Below are 17185 nucleotides of genomic sequence, written 5' to 3' on the forward strand. Positions count from 1 at the left end.
TGTTGCCTCGGCCGGAGGCTGCGGTATCGGGAGATCGGGGGGCGAATTCCTCCTCACCGGGCAATCGGCGGTCGGAGAGAGACGGTTCGCTCGCCGCCCCGGTTGTCCCAGGCAAAGGCGGCTGGGAACCCATCACGACTCTTCGCTGAGCGGCACCGGGCTCGCCCAAATTATGCTGATAGCGAACAGGGCCTGGCCACATCAAAGGGCCTGGTGGACGGGAGAAGTCAGATAACCCGGGTGGAACCTGCGAACGCCGCCGTGCACAACCGGCAGTCGTCGGGTCCGTCGACGATCCACCGCTCGCGGCCGATGTAGCGGGCGAACACCCGGTCCTCGACGGTGATCCGGTTGCCGGCGAGTGAACTCTCCCAGCCGACCTCGGCGAGCGCTTTGCACGCGCCGCCGACGGTCGTGGTGCGGCAGATCACCGCGGCGACCCGTTCCGGGTCCACCCGGTCACCGGCCGACGGGGCGCTCATCCTCGCCTTGCTCCCAGTGCTGATCCGCGACTCACCCTGTCCACTATCGGTGCGGTTCTATGGGCGGCGCATGAACCCATGGATCGAACTTTCCGAACCAGGATCTGGTCCGCGGGCCTACGGACCCCAGATCATCAGGTCTTCCATGCCGTTGTTCATGGTGACCGTGGTCGGTGGCGGGCCGGTGACGTCGAAGTGGATCTTGCCGCTGGACTGGGCGCCCTGGGCGATGGTGGCGCCGCTGATGTTGGTCGGGCCGGCCACGTCCCACAGCACACGGTAGGCGGCGCGGTCGGGGGCAACGGCGTTGAACTGGGAGATCGCCGGTGTCACGCTGCCCCGGATGGCTTCGACGGTGGCGGTCGCCTCCCACAGCGTCCCGGCCACCCGATAGCCCGGCATCGGGTCGGCGCTGGGCTGCAAGTTGCTCACCTGCCAGCTCAGGACCACCTGACCGACGGAGTCGGTCATCGTCAGCTCACTGCCCAGCCGGCCGATCAGGGGATAGGCGGCCGAGACCTTCGGTGCGGCGACCATCCCTGCCGCTGTCGCCACGGAGACCAGTCCGGCGGCTGTCGCCGCCACGGCGGCTGCCCTGAGCGCAGGTGAGATTCCCGGCATGCGTCCTCCGAAGGTCGGTGCGTGGTCGCGGTGGTGATTCACCGTCGCGAGCGGTTGCAAACCTGCGCAGGTAGGTTCGCCTTCATGGGAGCTGAGTTCACCGGCAAGATCGCCCTCGACATCCGCGACTCCGAACCGGACTGGGGTCCGTTCCTGCCGCCGGCCGCACCGGAGAACGCCCCCAATGTGCTCTACGTCGTCTGGGACGACGTCGGCATCGCCACCTGGGACTGCTTCGGCGGCCTGGTGGAGATGCCGGCCATGACCCGCATCGCGCAGCGCGGCGTGAAGCTGACCCAGTTCCACACCACCGCGCTGTGCTCGCCCACCCGGGCCGCGCTGCTGACCGGGCGCAACCCCACCACCGTCGGGATGGCCACCGTCGAGGAGTTCACCGACGGCTTCCCCAACTGCAGCGGGCGAATCCCCGACGACACCGCCCTGCTGTCGGAGGTCCTCGTCGAGCGTGGCTGGAACACCTACTGCGTCGGCAAGTGGCATCTCACCCCGCTGGAGGAGTCGAATCTGGCTGCCACCAAACGACATTGGCCGCTGGCCCGGGGCTTCGAGCGGTTCTACGGGTTCCTCGGCGGGGAGACCGACCAGTGGTACCCCGATCTGGTCTACGACAACCACCCCGTCGACCCGCCGGGCACCCCCGAGGACGGCTACCACCTGTCGGCGGACCTGGCCGACAAGGCCATCGAGTTCATCCGCGACGCGAAGGTGATCGCGCCGGGCAAGCCGTGGTTCACCTACCTGTGCCCGGGCGCGGGCCACGCTCCCCACCATGTGTTCAAGGAGTGGGCCGACCGTTACGCGGGCACGTTCGACATGGGCTACGAGCGCTACCGCGAGATCGTGCTGGCCAACCAGAAGGCGATGGGCATCGTCCCCCCGGACACCGAACTGTCCCCGGTCAACCCCTACGCCGACGTCAAAGGCCCCGACGGCCAGCCCTGGCCGGCCCAGGACACGGTGCGGCCGTGGGAGTCGCTCAACGACGAGGAGAAGCGGCTGTTCTCCCGGATGGCCGAGGTGTTCGCCGGGTTTCTCTCCTACACCGACGCCCAGATCGGCCGGGTGCTGGACTTCCTGGAGGAGTCCGGGCAGTTGGACAACACCATCATCGTGGTGATCTCCGACAACGGCGCCAGCGGCGAGGGCGGGCCCAACGGCTCGGTCAACGAGGTGAAGTTCTTCAACGGCTACATCGACACCGTCGAGGACAGCATGCGCTGCTACGACGAACTCGGCGGCCCGGCTACCTACAACCACTATCCGATCGGCTGGGCGATGGCGTTCAACACGCCCTACAAGCTGTTCAAGCGCTACGCCTCCTACGAGGGGGGTATCGCCGACACCGCGATCGTCTCCTGGCCGGCCGGCATCAAGGCGCACGGCGAGGTCCGCGACACCTACATCAACGTCGCCGACATCACACCCACCGTGTACGAGTTGCTGGGTATCTCCAGCCCCGAGACCGTCGCCGGGGTACCGCAGAAGCCGCTGGAGGGCGTGAGTTTCAAAGCCGCCCTTGATGATCCGAATGCCAGGACCGGTAAGACCACGCAGTTCTACACCATGCTGGGCACCCGGGGGATATGGAACGACGGCTGGTTCGCCGGCACCGTGCACCCGGCCAGCCCGGCCGGCTGGTCGCACTTCGACGACGACCGCTGGGAGCTGTTCCACATCGACGCCGACCGCAGCCAGTGCCACGACCTGGCCGCCGAGCAGCCGGACAAACTCGAGGAACTCAAGGCGCTGTGGTTCTCCGAGGCGGCCCGGTACAACGGGCTGCCGCTGGCCGACCTCAACGTCTTCGAGACGCTGACCCGGTTCCGGCCCACGCTGTCGGCCGGGCAGAGGACCTACACCTACTACCCGGGAACCGCGCCGGTCGGGCTGGGCGCGATGGTCGAGCTGCGCGGGCAGACGTTCTCGGTGCTCGCCGAGGTCAGCGTCGACTCCGCCGACGCGCACGGGGTGCTGTTCAAGCAGGGCGGCGGCCACGGCGGGCACGTGCTCTTCGTCGCCGACGGTCGGCTGCGCTACGTCTACAACTTCATGGGCGAAGACGAGCAGGCGGTCAGTGCGCCGGACCCGATTCCGCTGGGCGCCCACGTGTTCGGGGTGCGATACGAGCGGACCGGCACCGTCGAGGGCAGCCACACCCCGCTGGGGACGGTGTCGCTCTACGTCGACGACGCCGTCGTGGCCACCCTGGCCGGCGTCCGCGCCCACCCGATCACCTTCGGGCTCTCCGGCGGCGGTGTCCAGGTGGGGCGCAACAGCGGGCAGGCGGTGTGCGGGGCCTACCGTGCGCCGTTCGCGTTCGCCGGCGGGACCATCGCCAAGGTGGTGGTGGACGTCTCCGGCACGCCGTACATCGACCGCGAACGCGAACTGGCAGCGGCGTTCGCCCGGGATTGAGCGGAGCAGAGCATGCACCCCAATTCCCCTGAGGGCAAACAGATCCTGGCCACCCTGCGCGGTGGCGACTACGCCCACCCCGGCGAAGCCGAGGCGATCGCCCTCACATTCGACGGAGTACCGGTGGAGCCGGGTGCACGGGTCCTCGACGTCGGCTGCGGCCGCGGGGGCACCGCCGAGTGGATCCGCGAACGGGGCTGGACGCAGGTGGTGGGCATCGATTCCGACGCCGAGGCGATCCGCTACGCACAGCAGCGCTATCCCTCGGTGGACTTCCACAGCTGCGATGTGCAGGCGCTGCCGCGGGCGGATCTGGGCAGCTTCGATCTGATCTGCCTGTTCAACTCCTTCTACGCGTTCACCGACCAGCCGGGCGCGCTGCGGAATCTGCGCGGGGTCGCCCGCCCGGGCGCGCAGTTGCGCCTCTTCGACTACGCCCAGCCGGTTCCCGGGCCGCTGCCCGAAGCCCTGGGCTCTGCGATCGGCACCCCGATCGCCCTGGACGCCGTCGCCGCACAGTTGGCGCGGGCGGGCTGGCGCCAGCAGGCGGTCGTCGATCTGACCGGTCGCTACATCGGCTGGTACCAGACCCTGCTGGACAGGCTGGCCGCCGGGCGCGCCGCGATCACCGAACGCCACGGCGCGCAGTGGTACGACTACTTCGACAGCTGGTACGGCACGCTGCACGGGGCCTTGATCGCCGGTCAGCTGCGGGGCGTGCTGATCACGGCGGCGGCTGTGCCCTGAAAAGGGCGTGGGGGCCGGCGACCTAGGCTGACCGGGTGCTGACTGAACTCGTGGAGTTGCCGGGCGGGCCGTTCCGGATGGGCTCGACGAGCTTCTATCCCGAGGAAGCGCCGGTCCACACCGCGACCGTCGGGCCCTTCGCCATCGAGCGCCACCCGGTGACCAACGCGCAGTTCGCCGAATTCATCGACGCCACCGGCTACATCACCGTCGCCGAACGGCCGCTGGAACCGGCGCTCTACCCCGGCGTCGCACCGCAGGACCTGTTGCCCGGGGCGCTGGTGTTCACACCCACCGCCGGTCCGGTCAATCTCGGCGACTGGCGGCAGTGGTGGGACTGGGCGCCCGGCGCGAACTGGCGCGCCCCCTTCGGTGCGGGCAGCGACATCACGGGCAAGGACGACCACCCCGTCGTGCAGGTGGCCTATCCCGACGCCGGGGCGTACGCGGCCTGGGCCGGCCGGCGGCTGCCCACCGAGGCGGAGTGGGAGTACGCCGCCGGCGCCGGGTCCGAGGCCGCCTACGCGTGGGGGGACCAGCCGCGCCCGGGCGGTCGACTGATGGCCAACACCTGGCAGGGCCGCTTCCCCTACCGCAACGACGGGGCGCTGGGCTGGGTGGGCACCTCGCCGGTGGGCGTGTTCCCGGTTAACGGGTTCGGTCTGGTCGACATGATCGGCAACGTGTGGGAGTGGACCACCACGAAGTACTCCGAGCGCGGCCACCGGGTCGGGGACCAGACCAAGACCTGCTGTCCGACCTCCGCCGAACCGGACCCGTCGCAGATCCAGACCCTCAAGGGCGGCTCGCACCTGTGCGCGCCGGAGTACTGCCACCGCTACCGACCGGCGGCGCGCTCCCCGCAGTCCCAGGACAGTTCCACCACGCACATCGGGTTCCGCTGCGTGGTCGGCCGGTAGGTCCCGGGGCGGGCATCGCCTGGCGGTTCCGCGGGGTGACGGGCCCGGATTTGGCCGGTGAGGTGCCCGTCACCTAGTATTTGGGGGTTGCCTGGGGCAGACCTCGGCCGGCGTGCGAACGGCGGCCCCGCGTGCCCTCGGGTTGCGAAGACCGAGCATGACAGGTTCGTTCAGCCTGCGCTGAGCTTCTGCTGCGTGCACAACCGAGGGAGATCTGGTGATTCAGCAGGAATCGCGGCTCAAGGTTGCCGACAACACCGGTGCCAAGGAGATCTTGTGCATCCGCGTGCTGGGCGGCTCGTCGCGGCGCTACGCCGGCATCGGCGACATCATCGTCGCCACCGTCAAGGACGCCATCCCGGGCGGCAACGTCAAGCGCGGTGACGTGGTCAAGGCCGTGGTGGTGCGCACCGTCAAGGAGCGCCGCCGGCCCGACGGCAGCTACATCAAGTTCGACGAGAACGCCGCGGTGATCATCAAGCCCGACAACGACCCGCGCGGAACCCGCATCTTCGGCCCGGTCGGCCGCGAACTGCGGGAGAAGCGCTTCATGAAGATCGTCTCGCTGGCCCCGGAGGTGCTGTAGATGAAGGTCCACAAGGGCGACACCGTGCTGGTGATCTCCGGTAAGGACAAGGGTGCCAAGGGCAAGGTGATCCAGGCCTACCCGGATCGCAACCGTGTCCTGGTCGAGGGCGTCAATCGGATCAAGAAGCACACCGCCCAGTCGGCAGGAGAGCGCGGCGCCTCCTCCGGCGGGATCGTCACCCAGGAGGCCCCGATCCACGTCTCCAACGTGATGGTCGTCGACTCCGACGGCAAGCCGACCCGCGTCGGCTACCGCGTCGACGAGGAGACCGGCAAGCGGGTCCGCATTTCCAAGCGCAACGGCAAGGACATCAAGGCATGACATCGGTGGAAGAGAAGGTGCAGCCCCGGCTCAAGCAGCGCTACCGCAGCGAGATCCGCGACGCGCTGAACAACGAGTTCAACTACGCCAACGTGATGCAGATCCCGGGCGTGGTCAAGGTCGTCGTCAACATGGGCGTCGGCGACGCGGCGCGCGACGCCAAGCTGATCAACGGCGCGGTCAACGACCTGGCGCTGATCACCGGCCAGAAGCCGGAGATCCGCAAGGCGACCAAGTCCATCGCCCAGTTCAAGCTCCGCGAGGGCATGCCCATCGGTGCGCGGGTCACCCTGCGCGGCGACCGGATGTGGGAGTTCCTGGACCGCCTGGTGTCGATCGCACTGCCGCGTATCCGCGACTTCCGCGGCCTGAGCGCCAAGCAGTTCGACGGCCACGGCAACTACACGTTCGGCCTGGCCGAGCAGTCGGTGTTCCACGAGATCGACGTGGATTCCATCGACCGGCCGCGCGGTATGGACATCACCGTCGTCACCTCGGCGACGAACGACGACGAGGGACGGGCGCTGCTGCGGGCGCTGGGCTTCCCGTTCAAGGAGAAGTGAGCAATGGCAAAGAAGGCGCTGGTCAACAAGGCCAAGAAGAAGCCGAAGTTCGCGGTGCGGGCCTACACCCGGTGCAACAAGTGCGGACGTCCGCACGCGGTGTACCGCAAGTTCGGCCTGTGCCGGATCTGCCTGCGCGAGATGGCGCACGCGGGCGAACTGCCCGGCGTTCAGAAGTCGAGCTGGTGAGAGAGGGATGCGCCAAATGACTGCGATGACGATGCTGAGCGCAGCGAAGAAGAGGAGCAGCGCGCGATGACCATGACTGATCCGATCGCGGACTTCCTCACCCGGCTGCGCAACGCCAACTCGGCGTACCACGACGAGGTGACCCTGCCGCACTCGAAGATCAAGGCGAACATCGCCGAGATCCTCAAGAACGAGGGCTACATCAGTGACTTCCGCACCGAGGACGCCCGGGTGGGCAAGGCGCTGGTGCTCAAGCTCAAGTACGGCCCCAACCGGGAGCGCAGCCTCGCCGGTCTGCGCCGGGTGTCCAAGCCCGGCCTTCGGGTGTACGCCAAGTCCACCAACCTGCCCCGGGTGCTCGGCGGGCTGGGCGTGGCGATCATCTCCACGTCCGCCGGCCTGAAGACCGACCGCCAGGCCGCCCGAGAGGGCGTGGGCGGCGAAGTCCTCGCGTACGTGTGGTGAGAGAGGCTTAGAAGACATGTCGCGTATTGGAAAGCAGCCGGTGCCGGTCCCGTCCGGCGTCGACGTCAACATCGACGGCCAGAACATCGCCGTCAAGGGCCCCAAGGGCGCCCTGCAACTCGCGGTCGCCGAGCCGATCACCGTGTCGCGCAACGACGACGGTGCCATCGTGGTGGCCCGGCCCGACGACGAACGCCGCAGCCGCTCGCTGCACGGCCTGTCGCGCACCCTGGTGGCCAACCTGATCACCGGTGTCACCGAGGGCTACACCACCAAGATGGAGATCTTCGGCGTCGGCTACCGCGTTCAGCAGAAGGGCAGCAACCTCGAGTTCGCCCTGGGCTACAGCCACCCCGTCGTCATCGAGCCGCCGGAGGGCATCACCTTCGCGGTGGAGAGCCCGACGAAATTCTCGGTGACCGGGATCGACAAGCAGAAGGTCGGCCAGATCTCGGCGGTCATCCGCCGCCTGCGCCGCCCGGACCCCTACAAGGGCAAGGGCGTGCGTTACGAGGGCGAGCAGATCCGTCGCAAGGTCGGAAAGACAGGTAAGTGACCATGGCCCAGACACAGACACTCGAGCGCAAGCCGATCGGCACCACCGCCTCGGCGGCCCGCCGGGCGGCCCGCCTGCGCCGGCACTCCCGGCTGCGCAAGAAGGTGGTCGGCACCGCGCAGCGCCCGCGCCTGGTGGTCAACCGCTCCTCGCGGCACATCCACGTGCAACTGGTCGACGACTCGACCGGCCACACTCTGGCCGCGGCGTCCTCGATCGAGGCCGACGTGCGGGCGGTGGAGGGCGACAAGAAGGCCCACGCCGTGCGGGTCGGACAGCTGATCGCCGAGCGGGCCAAGGCTGCCGGCATCGAGGCGGTGGTCTTCGACCGCGGCGGCAACACCTACGGCGGGCGCATCGCCGCACTGGCCGACGCCGCCCGAGAGAACGGACTGAAATTCTGATGAACGAGCGCAACGGAAGGACCGCACGATGACGGAGCAGACTTCGGCTCCGGCGACGGCCCCGGAGACCGGTGCCCCCAGTGCGGGCAGCCGCAACGACGACCGCGGTGACCGCGGCGGACGCGGTGACCGCGGCCGGCGCGACGACCGCGGCGGGCGGGGTGGCCGCGACAGCGGGGAGAAGAGCCAGTACCTCGAGCGCGTCGTCGCCATCAACCGCGTCTCCAAGGTGGTCAAGGGCGGCCGCCGGTTCAGCTTCACCGCCCTGGTGATCGTCGGCGACGGCCACGGGATGGTCGGCGTCGGTTACGGCAAGGCCAAGGAGGTGCCGGCCGCCATCGCCAAGGGTGTCGAGGAGGCTCGCAAGAACTTCTTCCGGGTGCCGCTGATCGGCAGCACCATCACCCACCCGGTTCAGGGTGAGGCCGCCGCCGGTGTGGTCATGTTGCGTCCGGCCAGCCCCGGTACCGGCGTCATCGCCGGCGGCGCCTGCCGCGCGGTGCTGGAATGCGCCGGTGTGCACGACGTGCTGGCCAAGTCGCTGGGCAGCGACAACGCGATCAACGTGGTGCACGCCACGGTGACCGCGCTGAAGATGCTGCAGCGTCCCGAGGAGGTGGCGGCCCGCCGCGGCCTGCCCATCGAAGACGTCGCCCCGGCAGGGATGCTCAAGGCGCGTCGCGAGAGCGAGGCGGCACTGGCCGCCGCAGCGCGCGAAGGAAGCGGGTAACCATGGCGGAACTCAAGATCACGCAGGTGCGCGGCACCGTGGGCGCGCGCTGGAAGCAGCGCGAAAGCCTGCGGACGCTGGGCCTGCGCAAGATTCGGCAATCTGTGGTGCGTGAGGACACCCCGCAGACGCGCGGGCTGATCAAGGTCGTGCACCACCTGGTCGAGGTCGAAGAGGTGGAGAGCTGATGAGCGTCATCAAACTGCACGACCTGCGCCCGGCGCCGGGTGAGAAGAAGGCCAAGACCCGCGTCGGTCGCGGCGAGGGATCCAAGGGCAAGACCGCCGGCCGTGGCACCAAGGGCACCAAGGCCCGCAAGAACGTGCCGGTGGCCTTCGAGGGCGGTCAGATGCCGATCCACATGCGGCTGCCCAAGCTCAAGGGGTTCCGCAACCGGTTCCGCACCGAGTATCAGGTGGTCAACGTCAGCGACCTGAGCCGGCTGTTCCCGGCCGGTGGCGACGTCAGCCTCGAGGACTTGGTGGCCAAGGGTGCGGTCCGGAAGAACACCCTGGTCAAGGTGCTCGGCGACGGCAAGCTGACGGTCAAGGTCAACGTGACCGCGCACAAGTTCAGCGGCAGCGCCCGGGAGAAGATCACCGCCGCCGGCGGCTCGGTCACCGAGATCTCCTAGAGCCGCCCACGGGTCCGTACCCCGTCTGCGGAACAGGCCGATGGACAACGACAGCGGGGACCGGGATGTCGTCGTGGCAATCCTGGCGAAGGACAAGGCGGAGACGCTGCCCCTCTACCTCCGGTGCCTTGGCGCGCAGACATTCCCCAAATCCAGGATCCATCTCTACATCCGGGCCAACGACTCCACCGACGACACCAACGCGATCCTTCAGGCCTGGGTGCACGAGAACGAGGACCAGTACAAGTCCGTCACCGCGAACTACGCGGATATCGGCGGTCTGAGGCAGTACAAGAATCACGAGTGGGACCAACATCGATTTTCCGTCCTCGCACGGATACGGCAGGATTCGGTGGACTTCGCCCGCGAGTTGGCAGCCGACTATTTCGTGGTCGACGTGGACAACTTCATCATCCCGGCGACCCTGCAGAGCCTCTACGACGCGCGACTCCCGGTTGTTGCGCCACTGCTGCGAACAGTGACCGATGTGTACGCCAACTACCACTTCTCGACCGACGACAAAGGCTACCTCTGCGAATGCCGTGAGTACTACGACGTTCTCAACGGGAACGTGCGCGGATTCATCGCCGTCAACGTGGTCCACTGCGCTTACCTGATCCGTTTCGAGGCGCTTGAACATGTCTGTTACGACGACGGCACGGCGCGATACGAGTACGCCATCTTCTCCGACCGGCTCCGCCGCAAAGGGGTGGGCCAGTATCTCGACAATCGGCAGATCTACGGACTGGTCGCATTTCTGGGCGGGCAAGGCGAAGCCAATTACGCAGGCTGCGGCTTCGACCACGATGATTTCGTCAGGCGCCTGCGTAATCTCGAGACCTTTCCTCCCAAGCTCGTCAATGACTGTCCCGGGACCTGGAACCCGCGGAGATGAGACTCCGGGTAGCCGGTAACGTCGACGGTATGCGATCTTTCCTGACCGGATTTCCCGGTGATGTGCGTGCGGTGGCGAGGCGGATCGACACCGCCCGCCACCACGGGGTGCCCGGCGGAGTCATCCTCGAACTCGACCTGCAGTCGGTGCCGCCGGAGACCGCCGGGTTCGACCCGGTCCGGTTCGTCACCGGGGCCGGTCGGCCGATGCTGCTGCGCGACGCGGTGTCCGCCATCCACCGTGCCGCCGAGGACGACCGGGTCGCGGGACTGATTGCGCGGGTGCAGCTTTCGGCGGCACCGCCGGCCGCGGTGCAGGAACTGCGGGAGGCGATTACCGCCTTCACCGCGGTCAAGCCGTCGCTGGCCTGGGCCGAGACCTATCCGGGAACGCTGTCCTACTACCTGGCCTCCGGGTTCGGCGAGGTGTGGATGCAACCGTCGGGAACCGTGGGCCTGATCGGCTTCGCGACCAACGCGCTGTTCCTGCGCGACGCGCTGGACAAGGCGGGGGTGGAGGCGCAGTTCGTCGCCCGCGGGGAGTACAAGTCGGCGGCGAATCTGTTCACCCAGGACCGCTACACCGACGCCCACCGCGAAGCCGACACCCGGCTGATCGACAGCCTGCACGGGCAGGTCTGGCAGGGCATCGCCGACTCGCGCGGGCTGGACTCCGCCGCACTGGACCGGCTTGCCGACCGGGCACCGCTGCTGCGCGACGACGCGGTGGCCTCGAAGCTGTTGGACCGCATCGGTTTCCGGGACGAGGCCTACGTTCGCATCGCCGAGTTGACCGGTCATAACGGTCTGGACGGCCCGGATGACAAGGATGCGCCTCCCCGGCTTTTCCTGTCCCGCTACGCCCAGACCCGCACCGGAGTCCCGTCGATCCGGGCGCAGAAACCCGTCATCGCCGTGGTGACGGTGGCCGGCCCGATCGTCAGCGGCCGGGGCGGCCCGCAGGCCCTGCCGATGTCGCGCTCGAGTGCCGGTGGTGACACCATCGCCGCAGCGCTGCGTGAGGCCGCCGCCGACGACGACGTCAAGGCTGTGGTGCTGCGCGTCGACAGCCCGGGCGGATCGGTGACCGGGTCGGAGACGATCTGGCGGGAGGTGTCCCGCACCCGCCACGCGGGAAAGCCGGTGGTCGCCTCGATGGGGGGAGTGGCGGCCTCGGGCGGCTACTACGTGGCCATGGCCGCCGAGACGATCGTGGCGAACCCGGGGACCATCACCGGTTCGATCGGCGTGGTCACCGGCAAGCTGGTCGCCCGCGACCTCAAGGAGCGCCTCGGGGTGGGCTCGGATGCGGTGCGCACCAACACCAATGCCGACGCGTGGTCGCTCAACGCGCCGTTCACCCCCGAGCAGCAGACGATGGTCGAAGCCGAGGCCGACCTGTTTTACGACGACTTCGTGCGGCGGGTGGCCGAGGCGCGGGGGATGACGGTCGAGCAGGTCGAGGAGGTGGCACGGGGGAGGGTGTGGACCGGGGCCGACGCCGCCGAGCGCGGCCTGGTCGACGAACTCGGCGGTCTGCGCGCAGCGGTGCGCCGGGCCAAGGTACTGGCCGGGCTGGACCCTGACGCGGAGGTCAGCCTGACCGGGTACCCCGGGTCAGGAGTGCGGGATTACCTGCGGCACCGGGCGTCCTCGCAACCGGCCGCCACGCTCACCGACATCGCCACCGGGCTGCTGGCCGGGGCGGTGACCGGACTGGTGGAACGCAGCGAGCGCGCGGTGCGTGGAACGACCGTGCTGTGGCTGGGCGACGGCCGGTTCTGAATCAGCGGGTGGCGCTGACGTAGACGATCTCACCGAGCGGGTCGTAGTCGGAGCGATCGGGCGGGGTCAGGCCGGCGCGGACGAACAGTTCGTCCCCCGGGACGCCGGTCACCTGCCAGCCCGCTGCCCGCAGATAGTCCATGACGTTGTTGCGGGGCCCGGGGTAGACCAGGGCGGGCATGTCCATGTCCAGGCCGCGCTCGCGCATGCTCGCGGTCATCTCCCGGGCCCGGGTTGCGTCGAAGTCGATGATGCCCGGCGCGTACTCGGTGGCCACCGCGCTTCCCGGGGCGCTGAGCGAGGTGATCGTGTCGAGCAGGCTGTCCTGGGCCGGCGGGGGCAGGTAGATCAACAGGCCCTCGGCCAGCCACGCGGTGGGTTCGGCCGCATCGAATCCGGCGACGCTCAGCGCGGCCGGCCAGTCGGCGCGCAGGTCGATCCCGACGGTGCGCCGCGTCGCGGTGGGCATGGCGCCGAGACCGGCCAGTGTCGCGGTCTTGAAGTCGATCACCGCCGGCTGGTCGACTTCGTAGAGCACCGCGCCCTTCGGCCATGCCAGCCGATAGCCGCGCGAGTCGAGTCCCGAGGCCAGGATGACCGCCTGTCGGAGACCCGCTGCGGCACACCGGACGAAGTAGTCGTCGAAAAATCTTGTGCGCATGGCCATTCCGGCGATCATCGCCCGGAGCCGTTCGGGTCCGGCGTCGCCGAACGGGAGCTCGCCCAGACGTCCGTCGAGCATGTCGGCGAAGAACGGCATACCCACCGCGCGCACCAGCGGCTCGGCGAACGGGTCGTCGACCAGGCCGTCCCTGGTGGCCATGGCCCGGGCAGCGGCCACCATGGTCGCCGTCGCCCCCACACTGGAGGCCAGGTCCCAGTCGTCGTCGTCGGAGCGTGCCATCGTCGTTCCGCTTAGCCCAGCTCGGCCGAGACGTACTGGAAGTCGGCGAACTTCTCGGTCATCTCGTCCTGACGTTGTTCGATACCGTAGGCCTCGAACAGTTCGCTCACCAGACAGGGTGTGACCTGCCAGCCCAGCCTCGCCAGGTATTCGACCAGGTCGCTGCGCTCGCCGTCGTAGACCAGTCCGGCCAGATCGTCGGTGAAGCCGAAGCGCTTCCAGCAGCCGGGTGTGTCGTCGTCGGCGGCGGTGAACGCGTCCATGGTCGGGAAGAACTCGGTGGCCAGCCGGCTTCCGGCGGCGCTGAGCGCCGTGATGTGGTCGAAAAGCCGGTCCTGGGCCTCCGGTGGCAGGTACATCAGCAGGCCCTCGGCGATCCAGGCCGTCGGTCGGCCGGTGCGGAAACCGTTGGCCCGCAGGGCCGCCGGCCAGTCGTCGCGAAGATCCACCCCGACAGTGCGGACCTCGGCGGTGGGTGTCACACCCAGCCGGTCCAGCGTCGCCGTCTTGAAGTCGATGACGGCCGGCTGATCCGTTTCGTACACCACGGTGCCCTCGGGCCATGCCAGCCGGTAGGCCCTGGCGTCCAGGCCGCTGGCCAGTATGACCACCTGCCTGATGCCGGCCGCCCCGGCATCGGTGAGAAACGCGTCGAAATACTGTGTCCGGACGGCCATTCCGGCGGCCATCCGCTCCACTTCGGACCCGGACCCCGCCCTGCCGTCGAGAATGTCGTCGAAGTGATCCATCCGCACGGCGCGCACCAGCGGCTCAGCCCAGCGATCGTCGATCTGGCCGGCCCGGGTCGCCAGGGCGCGCGCCGCGGCAACGGCGGTGGCCGTGGTGCCCACGCCGGAGGCCAGATCCCAGGAGTCGCCGTCACGGCGCGGGCTCATGGCGCGTCCTTCCGGATCGCTGTGACGCACAGGGAGTTCCGCAGGGCCTCCAGTCCGGCCGGGAAGGGCCGCTGGTAGGCGGCGAACATCTCCGGACGGGTGCGGGTCGTCACCTGCCAGCCGAGTTCGCCGAGGTGCTCGACGACCGAACGGCGCGAGCCGGAGTAGAACAGCTCGCCGAGGTCGAGGTCCAGGCCCTGGTCGGCCCACTGGGCGCTCATCGTGGCGGTCCGCGCGGCCAGCCCTGCACCGCCGTCGGGGAGGTACTCGGTGGCGATCCGGCTGCCCGGCGCGGAAACTGCGGTGACGTCCTCGAACAGCCGGTCCTGGGCGTCGGGCGGCAGGTACACCAGCAGTCCCTCGGCGATCCAGGCAGCCGGCACACCCGGGTCGTAGCCGTGCGCGCGCAGCGCGGCCGGCCAGTCGTCGCGCAGGTCGATCCCGACGGCGCGGCGGGCGGCGGCGGGGGAGAAGCCGTGCTCGGCGAGGACCCGCGACTTGAACGCGACGACCTCGGGCTGGTCGACCTCGAAGACCGTCGTGCCCGGGGGCCAGCGCAGCCGGTAGGCGCGCGCGTCGAGTCCCGCTGCCAGGATGACGGCCTGGCGGACACCCGCGGCGGTCGCGTCGGCGAAGAAGTCGTCGTAGAAGCGGGAGCGGACCGCGATCGCGTCGATGAGGAGTTCCACCCCCTCGGCTGCGGCTTCGCCCTCCCGGCCGTCGAGTACCCGGACGAACGGTGCGATCCCCACCGCGCGGACCAACGGATCGGCGATGGGGTCGTTGACCAGCGGATCGTTGCGGCGGGTGGCCACGGCCCGGGCGGTGGCCACCATGGTCGCGGTGGCGCCCACGCTGGTCGCCAGGTCCCAGGTGTCGTCGTCGGTGCGGGCCATGGCTGGTCTTCCGGGTCGGTGTTGGTTAGCCAATTTAACCAGCTGCCCGGGCTGCGCCGTCCGGCACCGAACGGATTCCCGGCCTGCCTGGGGTGACTGTTAGTCTCGTAGACTGACCGAGCGCGCCCTGGCGCGCCCTGCGAAGGATTACCCGAACGCTGGCCAGGCCAGCCCCATCGGCACGCCGCGACCGCCGTCCGGCTGCCCAGGAGGAAGAGTGCTCTCGGCTTTCATCTCGTCGCTGCGGACGCCCGACCTGCGGCGCAAGATCCTCTTCACCCTGGCCATGGTGGTGCTCTACCGCGCCGGCGCCACCCTGCCGTCCCCGGGGGTGAACTACGGCAACGTCCAGCAGTGCATCGACGAGGTCAGCGGCGGCGCGGGCGCCCAGATCTACTCCCTGATCAACCTGTTCTCCGGCGGGGCGCTGCTGCAGGTGTCGGTGTTCGCCGTGGGCGTGATGCCCTACATCACGGCCAGCATCATCGTGCAGCTGCTCACCGTCGTCATCCCGCGCTTCGAGGAGCTGCGCAAGGAGGGCCAGGCGGGTCAGGCCAAGATGACCCAGTACACCCGCTACCTGTCCATCGCGCTGGCGGTCCTGCAGGCCACCAGCATCGTGGCGCTCGCGGCAAACGGCGGACTGCTGCAGAACTGCTCGGTGGAGGTCCTCGACGACAAGGCGATCTTCTCCCTGATCGTCATCGTGATCGTGATGACCGCCGGCGCCGCCCTGGTGATGTGGATGGGCGAACTTGTCACCGAGCGCGGGATCGGCAACGGCATGTCGCTGCTGATCTTCGCCGGCATCGCCGCCCGCATCCCGGCCGAGGGCAAGTCGATCCTGGACACCCGCGGCGGCCCGGTCTTCGCCGCGGTGTGCGGCGCCGCGCTGCTGATCATCATCGGAGTGGTCTTCGTCGAGCAGGGCCAGCGCCGCATCCCGGTGCAGTACGCCAAGCGGATGGTGGGCCGCAAGATGTACGGCGGCACGTCGACCTACCTGCCGTTGAAGGTCAACCAGGCCGGCGTCATCCCGGTCATCTTCGCCTCGTCGCTGATCTACATCCCGCACCTGATCACCCAGCTGATCCAGAGTGGCCGCAGCAACCCCGCCAACACCAACTGGTGGGACCGCTTCGTCGCCGAACACCTCACCAACCCGGCGGACCCGCTGTACATCGCCATCTACTTCGGGCTGATCATCTTCTTCACCTACTTCTACGTCTCGATCACCTTCAACCCCGAGGAGCGGGCCGACGAGATGAAGAAGTTCGGCGGCTTCATCCCGGGCATCCGGCCCGGCAAGCCGACCGCCGACTACCTGTCCTACGTGCTCAACCGGATCACCCTGCCCGGTTCGATCTACCTGGGCATCATCGCCGTCCTGCCGAACCTGTTCCTCGAGATCGGCAACAGCGGTAGCGTGCAGAATCTGCCGTTCGGTGGAACCGCGGTGCTGATCATGATCGGCGTCGGCCTGGACACGGTGAAGCAGATCGAGAGCCAGCTGATGCAGCGCAACTATGAAGGGTTCCTCAAGTGAGAGTCGTCCTGCTGGGTCCGCCGGGGGCGGGCAAGGGCACCCAGGCAGTCCGCATCGCGGAGAATCTGGGGGTCCCCCACATCTCCACCGGCGAGCTGTTCCGGCGCAACATCAGCAACGGCACCGAACTGGGCGTGCGGGCCAAGCACTACCTCGACTCCGGGGAACTGGTGCCCACCAGCCTGACCAACGACCTGGTCGACGACCGGCTCGACGAGACCGACGTGGCCGGCGGCTTCATCCTCGACGGCTTCCCCCGCACGGTGGAGCAGGCCGAGGCACTGCACGACATGCTCGAGCGCCGCGGTCTGAAGCTGGACGCCGTGGTCGAGCTGCGGGTGCCCGAGGAGGAACTGGTGGGCCGTCTGATGAGCCGCGGCCGTGCCGATGACACCGAGGACGTCATCCGCAACCGGTTCCGGGTGTACCACGACGAGACCGCGCCGTTGCTGGACTACTACCAGGGCGAGAGTGAGCTGCGCACGGTCGACGCCGTCGGCACCCTCGACGAGGTATTCGAGCGGGCACTGCACGCGCTCGGCCGCTGAGCCGGCATGGTCTCCCTGCCCGCACTGCGCGGCCGCAAGACGGTCCCCGCCCGCACGGC

Annotated in this window: 22 protein-coding genes; 17 read left to right on the forward strand and 5 right to left on the reverse strand. The window is 68.8% G+C overall.

Annotated features, from left to right (window positions below; all coding sequences use genetic code 11):
- Positions 1–227: 227 nt before the first annotated feature.
- Both ACKOQ4_RS13265 and ACKOQ4_RS13270 read right to left on the reverse strand, forming a co-directional pair.
- Entirely contained in the window at positions 228–482 is a 255-nt protein-coding gene (locus ACKOQ4_RS13265; RefSeq protein ID WP_526292559.1) for a hypothetical protein, read from the reverse strand.
- A gap of 117 nt (positions 483–599) precedes the next feature.
- Positions 600–1103 (reverse strand): DUF1942 domain-containing protein, encoded by a 504-nt coding sequence (locus ACKOQ4_RS13270; protein ID WP_526292561.1) that lies wholly within the window; start codon positions 1101–1103, stop codon positions 600–602.
- Between the two features lie 84 nt (positions 1104–1187).
- Here ACKOQ4_RS13270 and ACKOQ4_RS13275 point away from each other — a divergent pair, with 84 nt between their 5' ends.
- From ACKOQ4_RS13275 to sppA, 15 genes are all read left to right on the forward strand, one after another.
- The gene (locus ACKOQ4_RS13275; RefSeq protein ID WP_526292563.1) at positions 1188–3539 is read left to right on the forward strand and encodes an arylsulfatase; all 2352 of its coding nucleotides are present in this window, start codon (positions 1188–1190) and stop codon (positions 3537–3539) included.
- A 12-nt stretch (positions 3540–3551) separates the two neighbouring features.
- Positions 3552–4286: a class I SAM-dependent methyltransferase gene (locus tag ACKOQ4_RS13280; protein WP_526292565.1), complete on the forward strand. Its 735-nt coding sequence runs from the start codon at positions 3552–3554 to the stop codon at positions 4284–4286.
- A 35-nt stretch (positions 4287–4321) separates the two neighbouring features.
- Complete coding sequence (locus tag ACKOQ4_RS13285; protein ID WP_526292567.1) at positions 4322–5206, forward strand: formylglycine-generating enzyme family protein; 885 nt, start codon at positions 4322–4324, stop codon at positions 5204–5206.
- 217 nt (positions 5207–5423) lie between these two features.
- Positions 5424–5792 carry a 50S ribosomal protein L14 gene (gene rplN / locus ACKOQ4_RS13290; protein ID WP_505799043.1) on the forward strand — a complete coding sequence of 123 codons (369 nt, stop codon included), beginning with the start codon at positions 5424–5426 and terminating at the stop codon, positions 5790–5792.
- Positions 5793–6116, forward strand: coding sequence for a 50S ribosomal protein L24 (gene rplX / locus ACKOQ4_RS13295; protein ID WP_526292569.1), 324 nt, complete (start codon positions 5793–5795; stop codon positions 6114–6116). It begins immediately after the preceding gene.
- A complete protein-coding gene (gene rplE, locus ACKOQ4_RS13300) occupies positions 6113–6679 on the forward strand; it encodes a 50S ribosomal protein L5 (RefSeq protein WP_526292571.1) in 567 nt (188 codons plus the stop codon). Before rplX ends, rplE begins: the two co-directional genes overlap by 4 nt.
- A 3-nt stretch (positions 6680–6682) precedes the next feature.
- The gene (locus ACKOQ4_RS13305; protein ID WP_293358869.1) at positions 6683–6868 is read left to right on the forward strand and encodes a type Z 30S ribosomal protein S14; all 186 of its coding nucleotides are present in this window, start codon (positions 6683–6685) and stop codon (positions 6866–6868) included.
- Between the two features lie 66 nt (positions 6869–6934).
- Positions 6935–7333, forward strand: a complete 399-nt coding sequence (gene rpsH, locus ACKOQ4_RS13310) for a 30S ribosomal protein S8 (RefSeq protein ID WP_526292574.1) — start codon at positions 6935–6937, stop codon at positions 7331–7333.
- Between the two features lie 16 nt (positions 7334–7349).
- Entirely contained in the window at positions 7350–7889 is a 540-nt protein-coding gene (gene rplF, locus ACKOQ4_RS13315; RefSeq protein WP_526292576.1) for a 50S ribosomal protein L6, read from the forward strand.
- A 2-nt stretch (positions 7890–7891) separates the two neighbouring features.
- Positions 7892–8293, forward strand: coding sequence for a 50S ribosomal protein L18 (gene rplR, locus ACKOQ4_RS13320; RefSeq protein WP_526292578.1), 402 nt, complete (start codon positions 7892–7894; stop codon positions 8291–8293).
- A gap of 28 nt (positions 8294–8321) precedes the next feature.
- Positions 8322–9023, forward strand: a complete 702-nt coding sequence (gene rpsE, locus ACKOQ4_RS13325; protein ID WP_526292580.1) for a 30S ribosomal protein S5 — start codon at positions 8322–8324, stop codon at positions 9021–9023.
- A gap of 2 nt (positions 9024–9025) precedes the next feature.
- Positions 9026–9211: a 50S ribosomal protein L30 gene (rpmD, locus tag ACKOQ4_RS13330; RefSeq protein WP_526292582.1), complete on the forward strand. Its 186-nt coding sequence runs from the start codon at positions 9026–9028 to the stop codon at positions 9209–9211.
- On the forward strand, positions 9211–9657 hold the full coding sequence (gene rplO, locus ACKOQ4_RS13335) for a 50S ribosomal protein L15 (protein ID WP_526292584.1): 447 nt from the start codon (positions 9211–9213) through the stop codon (positions 9655–9657). The genes rpmD and rplO overlap by 1 nt, the downstream gene beginning before the upstream one ends.
- 40 nt (positions 9658–9697) lie before the next feature.
- Complete coding sequence (locus ACKOQ4_RS13340) at positions 9698–10552, forward strand: glycosyltransferase family 2 protein (protein WP_526292586.1); 855 nt, start codon at positions 9698–9700, stop codon at positions 10550–10552.
- A 29-nt stretch (positions 10553–10581) separates the two neighbouring features.
- Positions 10582–12336, forward strand: a complete 1755-nt coding sequence (gene sppA / locus ACKOQ4_RS13345) for a signal peptide peptidase SppA (protein WP_526292588.1) — start codon at positions 10582–10584, stop codon at positions 12334–12336.
- Position 12337: 1 nt separating this feature from the next.
- On the opposite strand, the gene ACKOQ4_RS13350 is transcribed toward sppA, so the two are convergent.
- Genes ACKOQ4_RS13350 through ACKOQ4_RS13360 form a run of 3 tightly spaced genes read right to left on the reverse strand, consistent with a single transcriptional unit; the run spans position 12338 to position 15032 of the window.
- Positions 12338–13240: an SAM-dependent methyltransferase gene (locus ACKOQ4_RS13350; protein ID WP_526292590.1), complete on the reverse strand. Its 903-nt coding sequence runs from the start codon at positions 13238–13240 to the stop codon at positions 12338–12340.
- Positions 13241–13251: 11 nt separating this feature from the next.
- Positions 13252–14136 (reverse strand): SAM-dependent methyltransferase, encoded by an 885-nt coding sequence (locus ACKOQ4_RS13355; RefSeq protein ID WP_526292592.1) that lies wholly within the window; start codon positions 14134–14136, stop codon positions 13252–13254.
- Entirely contained in the window at positions 14133–15032 is a 900-nt protein-coding gene (locus tag ACKOQ4_RS13360) for a class I SAM-dependent methyltransferase (RefSeq protein WP_526292594.1), read from the reverse strand. The genes ACKOQ4_RS13355 and ACKOQ4_RS13360 overlap by 4 nt, the downstream gene beginning before the upstream one ends.
- A gap of 217 nt (positions 15033–15249) precedes the next feature.
- Here ACKOQ4_RS13360 and secY point away from each other — a divergent pair, with 217 nt between their 5' ends.
- Positions 15250–16578 (forward strand): preprotein translocase subunit SecY, encoded by a 1329-nt coding sequence (gene secY / locus ACKOQ4_RS13365; RefSeq protein ID WP_526292596.1) that lies wholly within the window; start codon positions 15250–15252, stop codon positions 16576–16578.
- Positions 16575–17126 (forward strand): adenylate kinase, encoded by a 552-nt coding sequence (locus ACKOQ4_RS13370; RefSeq protein ID WP_526292598.1) that lies wholly within the window; start codon positions 16575–16577, stop codon positions 17124–17126. The genes secY and ACKOQ4_RS13370 overlap by 4 nt, the downstream gene beginning before the upstream one ends.
- Positions 17127–17185 lie beyond the last annotated feature (59 nt).

The organism is Mycobacterium sp. (assembly GCF_046095365.1).
Lineage (GTDB): Bacteria > Actinomycetota > Actinomycetes > Mycobacteriales > Mycobacteriaceae > Mycobacterium.